Below are 12,112 nucleotides of genomic sequence, written 5' to 3'. Positions count from 1 at the left end.
CCCCGCCCGGGACCGGCCCGGGCGGGGTGGGGACGCCCGGGCCGGTGCGGGTCAGGCGCGCGCCACCGGCACGCCGGCACCCGGGTCGACCCGGGCCGGCTCGCCCTTGCCCGGGCGCACCTCGAAGTCGAAGATCTCCGTCGGCAGGTAGACCGTCGAGCACGAGTTCGGGATGTCGACGACGCCGGACAGCCGGCCCTCGATCGGCGCCGCACCCAGGATCATGTAGGCCTGGATGTCGGAGTAGCCGAACTTCTGCAGGTAGTCGATCGCGTGCAGGCACGCCCGCTGGTAGGACAGGTGCGAGTCCAGGTAGCGCTGCTCGCCGCCGAGGGTCACCGAGGTGCCGGAGAAGGCCAGCCACTCGCTGTACTGCGGGTCCGTGCGGCCCGGCATGAACAGCGCGTTCTCGGACACGCCGAAGGTGTCCATCCCGCCCTTGATCACGTCGACGCCCAGGTCCATGAACCCGCCCATCTCGATGGCGCCGCAGAAGGTGATCTCGCCGTCGCCCTGCGAGAAGTGCAGGTCGCCCATGGACAGGTTCGCGCCCTCCACGAAGACCGGGTAGAAGATCCGTGAGCCCTTGGTCAGGTTCTTGATGTCCTGGTTGCCGCCGTTCTCGCGCGGCGGGGCGGTGCGGGCGGCCTCGCGGGCCACGCGGTCGAAGTCGTCGCCGCCGAGCGCGCCGAGGATCGCCGAGTCCGGGTTCGGCGGCAGGGCGAGCGGCGGCACCCGGTCCGGGTCGGTGTCGATGAGGGCCTGCTCGCGGGCGTTCCACTTGCGGAGCAGGTCGTGCGACGGCGCCGTGCCCATCAGGCCGGGGTGCACGATCCCGACGAAGGACACGCCGGGGACGTGCCGGGAGGTGGCCACGCCGCCGCGGAAGTCCCAGATCACCTTGTAGGCGTCGGGGAACTGCTCGGTGAGGAAGCCGCCGCCGTTGCGGGTGGCGAACACGCCGGTGTAGCCCCAGCCCTGCCCGGCGAGCGGGCCGGAGTCCTCCTGCGGGATGGGCCCGACGTCGAGGATGTCGACGATCAGCAGGTCGCCGGGTTCCGCGCCCTCGACCGAGATCGGGCCGCTCAGTACGTGCACGCTCGGCAGCGGCGCGTTGAGGATGTCGTCGGCGGAGTCGTTGTTGTGGATGGCGCCGTCGAACCACTCCCGGCAGTGCACCCGGAAGGAGTCGCCCGGCTTGACCCGCACCAGCGCGGGGATGTCCGGGTGCCAGCGGTTGTGACCGACGATCCGCTGCTCGGTGAACCTCTTCATCGAGTCCAGGGGGAAGACGACCTCGGGCATGGTGGTACCTCGATTCGTGTGCCGGCGGTACGGGTCAGGTGGAGACGGCCGCGCCGCGGTCCTGCGGCGTGCGCTCCGTCGGCGGGGTGGTGTCCGCGCTCGGGCGGGTCAGACGCGGGAAGAGCAGGCCGAAGACGACGACCCCGAAGATCGCGAGCCCGATGGCCGTCCATCCGGGCGCGATGCCCCACCAGCCGTTGAGCAGCACGAACGCCGGGATCGCCCCGGTCACCCAGCCCTGGATGGCCGCGACCGCACCGGTGTAGCGGCCGATCCGTCCGGCCCCGCGGCCGAGCAGCGCGTAGAACAGCGCCCAGAGGAAGGCCCAGTACAGCCAGATGACGCCGAAGACGGGGTCGCCCGCCTGGAAGAAGTTGAGCGCCGCGTACGCGACCGCGCAGATCGCGACGAACAGCGAGAAGTAGCCGAGGCCGGTGCCGTCGAGCCCGCCCCACAGGTTGCACGCCACGTAGAGGTAGGTGAAGCCGAACAGGTACAGGCCGGAGGCGTTGAGCACGATCGTCGGGTCACCGGCGGCCGTGAAGATCAGGTAGGTCGGGGTGACCACCTGGAGCAGGCCGACGAAGAGGTTCAGGGGTGCCGCGGACTTGGCCTCGACCCAGCCGAGCAGCATCGCGCCGTTCAGGAAGAGCACCGCTCCGACGTACAACAGGCCGACGCTGGCCATGGGATCTCCTCTCCGGGCAGGGCGGACCGCCCCGCGTCCGGTCCGGTCGTCCCGGCCGTGCCGTGGGGAGGCGTGCCCGCCGGGCGGGTCAGGGGCGTGGCAGGCGCCGCTGCGCCGGGGTCGGCGCGACCGTGCGGCCGCCGGTCCTACCGGGTACGCGGGTGACCACCTCCGGCTCGGTGCGGCTGCGCTCCGCCCGGTCGATCGCCTCGACGGCCGCCCGCGGTGCGAGGGAGACCATCGGCGCGGTCCAGACCCGGCGCATCGGCAGGCCGCACACGGGGCACGGCACCACGGCGGGCGCCAGGCCGAAGCCGCGGCGGACGTCGATCGTGCCGTGCTCCTCGCACCGGAACGAGTACGTGGTCACCAGGTGTCGCCCCTTCCCGCTCGACGGGGCGCCGAGAGTTCCAGGGCGCCCGCCGGGCGCATCCGGGCGGAGGGCCCGGCGCGGGCGGGCCGTTGGTCCCTGGGCCGCTCGCCCGGACGCCGTCCGCGATCTCCTCGGCCCGGGCGCGGCGATCTAGGCTCGGGCCCGGGGCCGGCCCGCCCGGGCGCCCGGAACGACGACCGGAACGAGGTGGTCCGAGTGCCCCGGTTCGAGGGCTCCGAGCACGTGCTCGTGTCCCGGCCCGAGCCCGGTGTGGCCGTGCTGGAGCTGGCCCGCGGCAAGGTCAACGCGATCGACCACGCCCTCTACGCCGAGCTCGGCGAGGTGTTCGACGCCGTCGCCGGGGACGAGGAGACCCGCTGCGTGATCCTGACCGGCCGCGGCCACGTGTTCTGTGCCGGCAACGACCTGCGCGACTTCGCGGCGACGGACGCCCGGCACGCCGAGGAGCACATGCGCACGGTGCGGCGCTGCTTCTCGGCGCTGCTCGAGTGCGCGGTCCCGGTCGTCGCCGCCGTGAACGGGCCGGCGCTGGGCAGCGGGCTCGGCCTCGTGGCGTCGTGCGACCTCGTGGTGGCCTCCGAACGCGCCACCTTCGGCCTGCCCGAGATGGGCGTCGGCGTGCTGGGCGGCGGCCGCTTCACCGCCCGGATGCTCCCGCAGCAGGCGGTGCGGCGGCTGTTCTTCACCGCCGAACCGGTCGACGCGGCCACCTTCCGGGACTGGGGCGCGCCGGCCGAGGTCGTCGCGCACGAGGAGCTGCTGCCCGCCGCGCTGCGGCTGGCCCGGTCGGTCGCGGCCAAGGACCGCCACGCCCTCACCCTGGCCAAGCAGTCGCTCAACGGCTGCGAGCCGCTCGACCTCGAACGCGGGTACCGGCTGGAGCAGACGTTCACCGTGCGGCTGTCCGAGCACGCGTCGTCGAAGGAGGCGGTGGCCGGGCGGATGGCGGAGCTGGGCATGACGGAGCGCTGACCTGCCACGACCGGGTGGTCCACGGTGGCCGCCCGACCGTCGAGTGGGCAGGGTGGGGCCGTGCCCACCTCCCGCGCGCGCGGCGACGAGCTACGCCCGATGCTGGCCACCGCCGGCCGCCCGCCCGTCGACCCGGGCTGGGCCGTGGAGTTCAAGTGGGACGGTGTGCGCGCCCTCGTGGTGGTCGAGGGCGGGGGCGTGCGGTTCGTCAGCCGCAACGGCAACGACGTCACCGGCGGCTACCCGGAGCTGGTCGCGGCGGTGCCGACCGACCGGGACCTCGTGCTCGACGGGGAGATCGTGGCGCTCGACGTTGCGGGCCGGCCGGACTTCGGGCTGCTCCAGCACCGCATGCACGTGCGGACCCCGACGGCGACGCTGCTGGAGTCGGTCCCGGTGGAGCTGTACCTGTTCGACGTGCTGCGGATCGACGGCGGGTCGCTGCTCGACGAGCCCTACGACGTCCGCCGCGAACGGCTCCTCGACCTCGGGGTCGACGCATGGCGCCGGGTCTCCGTGCCGCCGTCGTTCACCGACGTCACGCCCGCGCAGGCGCTCGAGGTGGCCCGCGAGCACCGGCTGGAGGGGATCGTCGCCAAGCGCCGCACCTCGCGGTACGAGCCGGGGCGGCGCTCGGCGGCCTGGGTGAAGACGGCGCTGTTCCACGGTCAGGAGGTCGTGCTCGGCGGCTGGACCGCGGGCCGCGGCAACCGCGGCTCCACCCTCGGTTCGCTGCTGCTCGGCGCGCACGACGCCGACGGCCGGCTGCGTTACGTCGGCAACGTGGGCACCGGCTTCACCGAGTCCGCGCTGCGGGCGCTGCTGGACCGGATGGCCCCGCTGCGCCGGGCGGCCAGCCCGTTCGACGAGCCGGTGCCGCGCGACCAGGCCCGGGGCGTCACGTGGATCGAGCCGTGCCTCGTCGGCGAGGTGGAGTACCGCACCCTGACCCACGACGGCCGGCTGCGGCACTCGGTGTGGCGGGGCCTTCGCCCGGACCGCGAGCCGGAGGAGGTGGTGCTGCCGACTCTGTCCGCCAGGGCCGCACCCGCTCGTACCGAGGACCGCGCCGAGGACCGCGCCGAGGACCGCGCCGAGGACCGCGCCGCGTCCGCGCCGCCCGCCGACGAGCCCACCGACGAGCCCACCGACACCGTCACCCCCGAGGAGCTCGCCGCGTTGGACCTGCTGCGCCGCAGGGGCGTCTGGGAGGTCGGGGGCCGCGAGCTGGCGCTGACCAACCTGGACAAGGTGCTGTTCCCCGGGCGGCGCGAGGACCCGCTGACCAAACGCGACGTGATCCGGCACTACACCGCCGTGGCCCCCTACCTCGTGCCCTACCTGCGGGACCGGCCGGTGAACCTGCACCGCTACCCCGACGGCGTCGACCGGCCGGGGTTCTGGCAGAAGGAGGTCCCGTCGCACGCGCCGGAGTGGCTGCGGCGCTGGCGGAACCCGGAGGCCGACCCGGGGGAGACCCAGGTCTACGCGGTGGTCGACTCCGCCCCGGCACTGGTCTGGATGGCGAACTTCGGCGCCCTGGAGCTGCACCCGTGGACCTCCGGGCTGCCCGACGTCCACCAGCCGACCTGGGCACTGATCGACATCGACCCGGGCACGAACAGCACGTTCGCCGACGTCCTCGTGCTGGCCCGGCTCTACCGCACGGCGCTCGACCACCTGGGCGTGCGCGCCGCGCCGAAGGTCACCGGCAAGCGCGGCGTGCAGATCTGGGTGCCGGTCGCGGCGGGCTACACCTTCGCCGACACCCGGCGTTGGGTGGAGCGGCTGTCGAAGGCGGTGGGCCGCACGGTGCCCGAGCTCGTGACGTGGGAGTGGTACACCGACCGCCGCTCCGGGCTGATCCGCCTCGACTACACCCAGAACGCGATCAACAAGACGCTCGTCGCCCCGTTCAGCACCCGCCCCGCGCCCGACGCGCCGGTGTCCGTGCCGATCGAGTGGGACGAGCTCGACGACGAGGACCTGCGCCCGGACCGCTGGACCGTGCGCACCCTGCCGGACCGCCTCGCGGCGCACGGCGATCCGCTCCGCCCGCTGATCGGGCTGCCGCAGACCCTGCCGCCCCTGTAGGCCGGGCCGGGGAAGAACGGAATAGTCGCCGGGCGGACGGGTAGCTCAACCTCGTCGCCCACCATGCTCAACACTCCGCCCCCGGCGACGGGCCCGACGACAGGCAGGACCTCCGACGTGATCCTCTTCTGCCCGCCCGGCGTCTACCGGGCCCAGTCCGACACCGAGCTCCTCTCCGGCAGCCTGTCCCGGCACGCCGCGGGCCGCGACGTCCTGGACCTCGGCACCGGCACCGGTGCCCTGGCCCTCGCGGCCTGGCGCGAGGGCGCGGCGTCGGTGACCGCGGTCGACCTCTCCCGGCGCTGCGTGGCGGCGACCCGGCTCAACTGCCTGCTGCACGGGGCGCCGGTGCGCGTGCACCGCGGCGACCTCTTCGCCCCGCTCCTCGGCCGCCGGTTCGGGATGATCGTGGCGAACCCGCCGTACGTGCCGTCGGAGAGCTCCGTGCTGCCGCGGCACACCCCCGGCCGCAGCTGGGACGCCGGGCCGGACGGGCGAGCGGTGCTCGACCGGATCTGCGACGGCGCCGCGGACCACCTCGAGCCGGACGGCGTGCTGCTGATCGTGCACTCGCAGGTCTGCGGCCCCGAGGCGACGGTCGAGCGGCTGGAGCGCACGGGTCTGGCGGCCGAGGTCGTCGAGCGGGCGCGGATCCCGTTCGGGCCCGTGATGCGCTCCCGCGCGAGCATGCTGGAGAAGCACGGGCTGATCGAGCCGGGCGACAGGTTGGAGGAGCTCGTGGTCGTGGAGGCGCACCGTGGCTGATCCCGAGCCGACGCGCGTCCTGCTCACCGACGAGGGCCCGGCGCTGATCTCCGGGCCCGTCGAGCTGGAGCTGCCCGACGGCACCCGCGTCCGCTCCGACCGGGCCGTGACGGCCGTCTGCCACTGCCGGCGCAGCAAGCGCTACCCGATCTGCGACGCCAGCCACCGCCGCAAGGTGCGGCAGGAAGGACCCGACGCGTGACCAGCACCCTCGCACCGAGCTTCCTGGACCAGGCGGGGTCGCCGGAGCTGCCCGCACCGCGCGGCCCGCTCTCCGACGCCGTGATCGGGGCGCTGCGCGGCGGCCCGCTCGGCCCCGTGGACGCCGCCGGCGCCGAGCCCTACGGCGACGACCTGCAGCTCGCCCTGCACTGTTGCTACGAGCTGCACTACCGGGGCTTCGCCGGGGTCGACGCCGAGCGCGAGTGGGACCCGGAGCTGCTGGGCGTGCGCCGTGACCTGGAGCGGGTGTTCCTCGCCGCGCTGCGGGCGGACGTCGAGCCCGGGGACGACGTCGCCGCCGAGGTGGACGCCCTGCTCGTCGAGCCGATCGGGCCCGGTGTACGCGGGGTGTCGCACCACCTGCAGCGCGAGGGCACGCTCGAGCAGCTGCACGAGTACGTGGCGCACCGCTCGATCTACCACCTCAAGGAGGCCGACCCGCAGGCCTGGGTGATCCCGCGGCTGAGCGGCGCGGCCAAGGCCGGGCTCGTCACCGTGGAGCACGACGAGTACGGCTCGGGGCGGCCCGAACGCATGCACGCGCTGCTGTTCGCCGAGATGATGACCGAGCTCGGGCTGTCCGACGCGTACGGCGCCTACGTCGAGCACGTGCCGGGCGAGACCCTCGCCGAGGTCAACCTGATGTCGCTGTGCGGTCTGCACCGCAGCCTGCGCGGCGCGTCCGTCGGCCAGTTCGCCATGGTGGAGCTGACCTCGTCGCCGGGATCGGAACGCCTGGTCCGCGGCATGCGCCGGTTGGAGTGCGGCCCCGCCTCGATCCGGTTCTACGACGAGCACGTGGAGGCCGACGCGGTGCACGAGCAGGTCGTGCGGCGCGGCGTCCTGGCCCCGCTGCTGGCGGCGGAGCCGGAGCTGGCCCCGGACGTCGTGTTCGGGATCCGGGCCAGCCTGTTCCTGGGCGAGCGGATGGGGGAGCGGCTGCTGGGCTGCTGGGACCGCGGCGAGAGCAGCCTCCGCATGCCGCTGGCGTAGGTCGCGCCCACCATGGGCGCCATGGACACCGAGATCCTTCCGGTCGACGACTCGTTCTGGGACGACGGCGCGCTGCTGGCCGAGTGCCTGCGCGAGCCGGTGCCCCGGATCCCGCCGCACTTCGGGTACGACGCCCTCGGGTCGCAGCTGTTCGAGGCGATCACCGAGCTGCCCACGTACTACCTGACACGGGTGGAGCGGACCCTGCTCGAGCGGTACGCCGGGGAGATCGCGGCCGCGCTGGACACGCCCCGGCTGGCCGAGCTGGGCAGCGGCAGCGGGAAGAAGACCCGGCTGCTGCTCGACGCCTGCCTGCGCCTGCGGCCGACCACGTACCTCCCGGTGGACGTCAGCCGGGAGATGCTGGAGCACAGCGCCGCGGAGCTCACGGCCGCCCTGCCCGGGCTGGTCGTGCGCGGGCTGTGGGGCCGGTACGAGGCGGGGCTGGCCCGGCTGCGCACGGACGGGGAGCCGGTCGTCGTCGCGTTCCTGGGGAGCAACGTCGGCAACACGACCCCTGCCGAGCGCGACGCCCTCTACGGCGAGATCGCCGCCGCGCTGCGGCCGGGCGACGGCCTGCTCGTCTCGGCCGACCTGGTGAAGCCGCCCGCCGAGCTGGAGCGCTGCTACAACGACCCGCCGGGGCACGACGCCTTCCGCCGCTTCCGGCTCAACCACCTCAGCCACCTCAACCACCGCTTCGGGGCGGACTTCCGGCTGGAGCGCTACGAGCCGCGGGCGTACGCCGTCGGCCCGGTCGTCGAGGGGCACCTCGAGGTGCTGGCGGACCACACCGCCGCGCTCCCGGCGCTCGGGACGGAGCTGGACCTGCGCCGCGGCGGTTCGATCAACGTCGGCTTCTCGGCGAAGTTCGAGCCGGAGGGGATCGCCGCCGAGGTGGGCCGGCACGGCTTCACGCCGCAGGCCGAGTGGGTCGACGACGAGCACGCGTACGGGATCTTCCTGTACCGCCTCGCCCGTCAGGTCCAGTAGAGCAGCCGCCCGGCCGGCAGCAGGTCGGCCAGTGCGGCGGTGAACCACGTGCGCAGCTCGGCCATCTCCGCGGCCGGATACACGTACTTCACCGCGCCGAACCTGCCGTGCTTGCGGGAGCGCCGCTCGGGGTCCATCTCCAGCCGGGTGCGCGGGTACCAGCCCTCGAGCACCTCCTTGGAGCCCGGGGTGAACCGGTGGGTGATGCACTCGACGGTGAGGTCGAGCCCCGGCACGCCGTCGAGCTCGGCGGCGGCGTCGGCGAGCAGCGCGGTGTACCGCTCGCGCCAGCCGTCGACCGGCATGATCGGCGCGATCGTCAGGCCGACGGGGTAGCCGGCCCGGGCCAGCGCGCCGAGCCCGGCGAGCCGTACCGCCACCGGGTCGGTCCCGCCCTCGAAGCGGCCCGCGACGGCGTCGGCGGTGACCGACGCGCGGATCCGGGTGCGGCCGTGGTGGGGCAGGTCGAGCAGCGGCTGCACCGCACCGAACTTGGTGGTCGCCCGCAGCTGCACGGGACCGCCGAAGTCGTGCGTCCCGACGTGGGTGATCGCCGCGGCGAGGCTGCCGGTGACGTGCTCGATGCCGAGCGGGTCGGTGTAGCAGGAGGCCTCGAAGGTGGTGCCCTCGTGGCCGCGCGCCTCGGTACCCGAGGTGACGGCGCCGGTGCCGACGTGGGCGTCCAGGCCGGCGAGGATCGTGTCGAGGTCGGCGTACACCCGGGTGACGGGCGGGCCGCCGAGCGAACCGGCCAGGTAGCAGTACTGGCAATGCGCGGGGCAGCCGCGGGCCAGGTCGACGCGCCAGTCCGCGCTGGGCGGGATCGGCTGGAGCTTCCGGGCCGACGGCGGGCTGACGACCACGGCGAGCGTGGACTTGGCCCGCGCATAGGTGGCCCGCTCGTCCGCGCCGCGCAGGCCGGTGAGCCGGTCGGAGCGGAGGAACTCGACGTCGTCGACGCCCGCGGCCCCGCAGCGGGCGAGGATCCCGGCCGTGTGCGGGAGCTCGGCGGCGGAGCGGGTGACGACGACGTGCTTCGGCACCCAGAGCCGGGTGCGGAGGGGTGTGCTCATCTCACCTGTGGACAACACGCGCGGGGAGCCGCGCCGTCCCATGGAGGAACGAGACGTGCGCGACTCCCCGAGGTCAGGAGGGGTCTACTCGACGCCCACGGTCTCCTTGGCCAGCGACGCGAAGTGCGTCTGCGCGGCGGAGACCACGCTCGAGCGGTTCTTGTGCTGCTCCTCGTACCGGATCACGGCCCGGACGCCGTCCGCGGTGCGGAGCTTCCGGATCGTGGCGACCGCGTCCTGGACGCCCTTGGCGTCGTAGTCCCGGGTCGGCAGCTGGACGGCGCGGGTGACCCCGCCGGGCTCGGCGCGGCGCTCGGCCTTGTCGCCGTTCTACCGCAGCTCGCGGCGCACGGCGTAGGTGCGCGCCTGCGCCACTCTCGTGCGGGCGATCTGGACCTCGGTGCGGGTGAGCTGCTCGAGGGTGCGGAGCTGGCTGATGACGGCGGCGTTCGCCATGGGATGACCTTCCTCGTGCGTCGGTGAGGGCGTGCGATTCGGGTTGTCACCCACGGGTTTGCACGTGATCGACGCCGCGACACCCGGCCCCCGGGGAGGCCTGGCTCACTTTCCCGGGGTGCGATCATCGGTCGCGGCGGAAGGAGCACCGGATGCGGGCGTACGGCTTCACGGCGGTGGGCGGACCGGAGAACGAGGCGTTCCTCGAGGTGCCGGTCCCGGAACCGGGTCCCGGCGAGCTGCGCGTGCGGGTGCGCGCGGCCGGGGTGAACCCGGGCGACTGGCGGCTGCGGGAGGGCTCGTACGGCACGGTCGGGACGGCGGTGCTCGGCCGCGAGGTCGCCGGGACCGTCGTGGCCCTCGGTGAGGGCGTCGACGCGTTCGCGGAGGGCGACGAGGTCTTCGGCGGCTGCCCCGGGATGGTCGGCGGGTGGGCCGAGGAGGCCCTGGTCACGGCCTCGTTCGCGGCTGACCGGCCGGAGGGCGTCCCGCCGGAGGTCGCGGCGGCCCTGCCGGTGGCGGCCGGGACCGCGTACGACGCGCTCGAGAACCTGAAGCTCACCCCGGGCTCGACGCTGCTGGTCAACGGCGCGGGCGGCGGGGTCGGCGTGCCCGTCGTCCAGCTCGCCCGGGCCCGCGGGATCCGCGTGGTCGGCACCGCGAGCCCGGCCAAGCGCGACCTGGTCGCCGGGCTCGGCGCCACCCCCGTGGCGTACGGCGAGGGCGTGCTCGACCGGATCCGGGAGGCGGCGCCGCAGGGGATCGACGCCGTGTTCGACCTGGTCGGGGGCGAGGCCCTGCGCACCGTCGCCACACTGCTCACCGACCGGACCATGCTCCTGTCGGTCGCGGACAAGCCGCTGGTCAAGGAGCTGGGCGGTCGGGACGTCGTGCGTGACCGCAGCACCGCCGTCCTCACCGCGCTGGTCCGGCTGGTCGAGGAGGGCGCGCTGGACCCGCACGTCACGCGGGTGCTGCCGCTCGACGAGGCCGGGGCCGCGCTCGCCGAGGTGGAGGCGGGACACGCGCAGGGCAAGGTGGTCCTCGTGATGCCGACCGCGGCCCCGCCCACCTGACGTCCGGGCGGGAGGCGCGCATGGAGGGGACCCCGTCCGAGCGGCTGGCGGACATGCTGGCCGGGCACGTCGTGGTCACGATGGTCGCGCTCGGGCACCGCCTGGGCCTGCTCGACGCGCTCGCCGCGGGACCGGCGTCGGCCGCGGAGATCGCGGCGCGGGCCGGGGCCGACGCGCGGTACGTCCGCGAGTGGCTGGGTGCCCTGGTCGGCGCCGGTTTCGTCGAGGTCGACGCGACCGGCGGGACCTTCCGCTTCGCCGAGGGCGCCGAGGGCGTGCTGAGCGGTCCGACGGCCGCCAACCTCGCCCCGACCGCCGACATGCTCGTGCGGCTGACCGGGATGGCGCCCGAGGTCGGCGCGCGGTTCGGCGACGGCGCGGGAATCCCGCCGCACGTCTACGCGGAGCGGGCCGGCGAGGCGCTCGGTGCTTCCCGCCGCCGGCTCTACGAGGAACGGTTCGTCGCGGGCTTCCTCGACCCGGTCCCGGGGCTCGCCGACCGGCTGCGCGCCGGGGCCCGGGTGCTCGACGTCGGGTGCGGCACCGGGCAGGTGGCGCGGCTGGTGGCCGACGCGTTCCCGGCCAGCACGGTGACGGGCGTGGACGTCGTCCCCGAGGCCGTCGCGGCGGCCGAGGCCGGACGCGGGGAGCGGCAGAACCTGCACTACCGGGTCGCCGACGCCGCCGCACTCGACGGGGCACCGGGATCGGTCGACGTCGTGCTGGCCGTGGACGTGGTGCACGACCTCACCGACCCCGGGGCGGCGCTGCGCGGGATCCGGCGGCTGCTCGCGCCGGACGGGCTGTTCGTGATGGTCGACATCTCCTACACCGGGCACCTGCCCGACCTGGCCGGCGACCCGGGCGCGACCTCGGCCTTCGGCATCTCCGTGCTGCACTGCCTGCCCGTCTCGCTCGTCGACGGCGGGGCCGGGCTCGGCGCGATGTGGGGGCACGAGCGCGCGGAGGCGCTCCTGGCCGAGACGGGGTTCGCCGTCGTCGCCCGCCTGCCCACGCCGCGCCCGCAGAACGCGATCTACGCGGCGCGGCCGGTGGATGCCTAAGCTGCGACCGGCCGGTC

At 74.7% G+C, this 12,112-nt stretch carries 13 protein-coding genes; 8 read left to right on the top strand and 5 right to left on the bottom strand.

The window, feature by feature from the left end:
- Positions 1-51: 51 nt before the first annotated feature.
- The 3 genes from fmdA to AB0B41_RS14345 all read right to left on the bottom strand — a co-directional run bounded on the left by fmdA (position 52) and on the right by AB0B41_RS14345 (position 2,363).
- Positions 52-1,305: a formamidase gene (fmdA, locus tag AB0B41_RS14355; protein ID WP_358202882.1), complete on the bottom strand. Its 1,254-nt coding sequence runs from the start codon at positions 1,303-1,305 to the stop codon at positions 52-54.
- A gap of 34 nt (positions 1,306-1,339) precedes the next feature.
- Positions 1,340-1,993, bottom strand: coding sequence for an AmiS/UreI family transporter (locus AB0B41_RS14350; RefSeq protein WP_358202880.1), 654 nt, complete (start codon positions 1,991-1,993; stop codon positions 1,340-1,342).
- Positions 1,994-2,081: 88 nt separating this feature from the next.
- Positions 2,082-2,363, bottom strand: a complete 282-nt coding sequence (locus AB0B41_RS14345; protein WP_358202877.1) for a zinc ribbon domain-containing protein — start codon at positions 2,361-2,363, stop codon at positions 2,082-2,084.
- A gap of 219 nt (positions 2,364-2,582) precedes the next feature.
- Between AB0B41_RS14345 and AB0B41_RS14340 the strand changes: the two genes are divergently transcribed.
- The 6 genes from AB0B41_RS14340 (at position 2,583) to AB0B41_RS14315 (ending at position 8,426) form a co-directional block, all read left to right on the top strand.
- Positions 2,583-3,359 carry an enoyl-CoA hydratase-related protein gene (locus AB0B41_RS14340; protein ID WP_358202875.1) on the top strand — a complete coding sequence of 259 codons (777 nt, stop codon included), beginning with the start codon at positions 2,583-2,585 and terminating at the stop codon, positions 3,357-3,359.
- 60 nt (positions 3,360-3,419) lie between these two features.
- Entirely contained in the window at positions 3,420-5,453 is a 2,034-nt protein-coding gene (gene ligD, locus AB0B41_RS14335) for a DNA ligase D (protein ID WP_358202873.1), read from the top strand.
- Positions 5,454-5,570: 117 nt separating this feature from the next.
- The gene (locus tag AB0B41_RS14330) at positions 5,571-6,218 is read left to right on the top strand and encodes a HemK2/MTQ2 family protein methyltransferase (protein WP_358202871.1); all 648 of its coding nucleotides are present in this window, start codon (positions 5,571-5,573) and stop codon (positions 6,216-6,218) included.
- Positions 6,211-6,420, top strand: a complete 210-nt coding sequence (locus AB0B41_RS14325) for a CDGSH iron-sulfur domain-containing protein (protein WP_358202868.1) — start codon at positions 6,211-6,213, stop codon at positions 6,418-6,420. The genes AB0B41_RS14330 and AB0B41_RS14325 overlap by 8 nt, the downstream gene beginning before the upstream one ends.
- The gene (locus AB0B41_RS14320; RefSeq protein WP_358202866.1) at positions 6,417-7,433 is read left to right on the top strand and encodes an iron-containing redox enzyme family protein; all 1,017 of its coding nucleotides are present in this window, start codon (positions 6,417-6,419) and stop codon (positions 7,431-7,433) included. Before AB0B41_RS14325 ends, AB0B41_RS14320 begins: the two co-directional genes overlap by 4 nt.
- Before the next feature lie 21 nt (positions 7,434-7,454).
- Positions 7,455-8,426, top strand: coding sequence for an L-histidine N(alpha)-methyltransferase (locus AB0B41_RS14315; protein ID WP_358202864.1), 972 nt, complete (start codon positions 7,455-7,457; stop codon positions 8,424-8,426).
- Here AB0B41_RS14315 and AB0B41_RS14310 read toward each other — a convergent pair.
- Both AB0B41_RS14310 and AB0B41_RS14305 read right to left on the bottom strand, forming a co-directional pair.
- Positions 8,414-9,499 carry a spore photoproduct lyase family protein gene (locus tag AB0B41_RS14310; protein ID WP_358202863.1) on the bottom strand — a complete coding sequence of 362 codons (1,086 nt, stop codon included), beginning with the start codon at positions 9,497-9,499 and terminating at the stop codon, positions 8,414-8,416. The two genes, AB0B41_RS14315 and AB0B41_RS14310, sit on opposite strands and share 13 nt — an antisense overlap.
- Before the next feature lie 330 nt (positions 9,500-9,829).
- Positions 9,830-9,955 (bottom strand): hypothetical protein, encoded by a 126-nt coding sequence (locus AB0B41_RS14305; protein WP_358202861.1) that lies wholly within the window; start codon positions 9,953-9,955, stop codon positions 9,830-9,832.
- Between the two features lie 152 nt (positions 9,956-10,107).
- Between AB0B41_RS14305 and AB0B41_RS14300 the strand changes: the two genes are divergently transcribed.
- Both AB0B41_RS14300 and AB0B41_RS14295 read left to right on the top strand, forming a co-directional pair.
- Positions 10,108-11,031, top strand: coding sequence for an NADP-dependent oxidoreductase (locus AB0B41_RS14300; RefSeq protein ID WP_358202858.1), 924 nt, complete (start codon positions 10,108-10,110; stop codon positions 11,029-11,031).
- Between the two features lie 20 nt (positions 11,032-11,051).
- Positions 11,052-12,095: a class I SAM-dependent methyltransferase gene (locus AB0B41_RS14295; protein WP_358202856.1), complete on the top strand. Its 1,044-nt coding sequence runs from the start codon at positions 11,052-11,054 to the stop codon at positions 12,093-12,095.
- Positions 12,096-12,112: the final 17 nt, after the last annotated feature.

The organism is Pseudonocardia sp. NPDC049154 (assembly GCF_040648315.1).
Lineage (GTDB): Bacteria > Actinomycetota > Actinomycetes > Mycobacteriales > Pseudonocardiaceae > Pseudonocardia.
Note: the sequence above shows the minus strand (reverse complement) of the source record. Positions and strands in the feature narration are given on the sequence as shown.

What these genes read in the sequence shown, in the direction of transcription:
- fmdA (WP_358202882.1), bottom strand. Translation starts at nt 1,305, where the DNA reads ATGCCCGAGGTCGTCTTCCCCCTGGACTCGATGAAGAGGTTCACCGAG.
- AB0B41_RS14350 (WP_358202880.1), bottom strand. Translation starts at nt 1,993, where the DNA reads ATGGCCAGCGTCGGCCTGTTGTACGTCGGAGCGGTGCTCTTCCTGAAC.
- AB0B41_RS14315 (WP_358202864.1), top strand. Translation starts at nt 7,455, where the DNA reads ATGGACACCGAGATCCTTCCGGTCGACGACTCGTTCTGGGACGACGGC.
- AB0B41_RS14310 (WP_358202863.1), bottom strand. Translation starts at nt 9,499, where the DNA reads ATGAGCACACCCCTCCGCACCCGGCTCTGGGTGCCGAAGCACGTCGTC.
- AB0B41_RS14305 (WP_358202861.1), bottom strand. Translation starts at nt 9,955, where the DNA reads ATGGCGAACGCCGCCGTCATCAGCCAGCTCCGCACCCTCGAGCAGCTC.
- AB0B41_RS14300 (WP_358202858.1), top strand. Translation starts at nt 10,108, where the DNA reads ATGCGGGCGTACGGCTTCACGGCGGTGGGCGGACCGGAGAACGAGGCG.
- AB0B41_RS14295 (WP_358202856.1), top strand. Translation starts at nt 11,052, where the DNA reads ATGGAGGGGACCCCGTCCGAGCGGCTGGCGGACATGCTGGCCGGGCAC.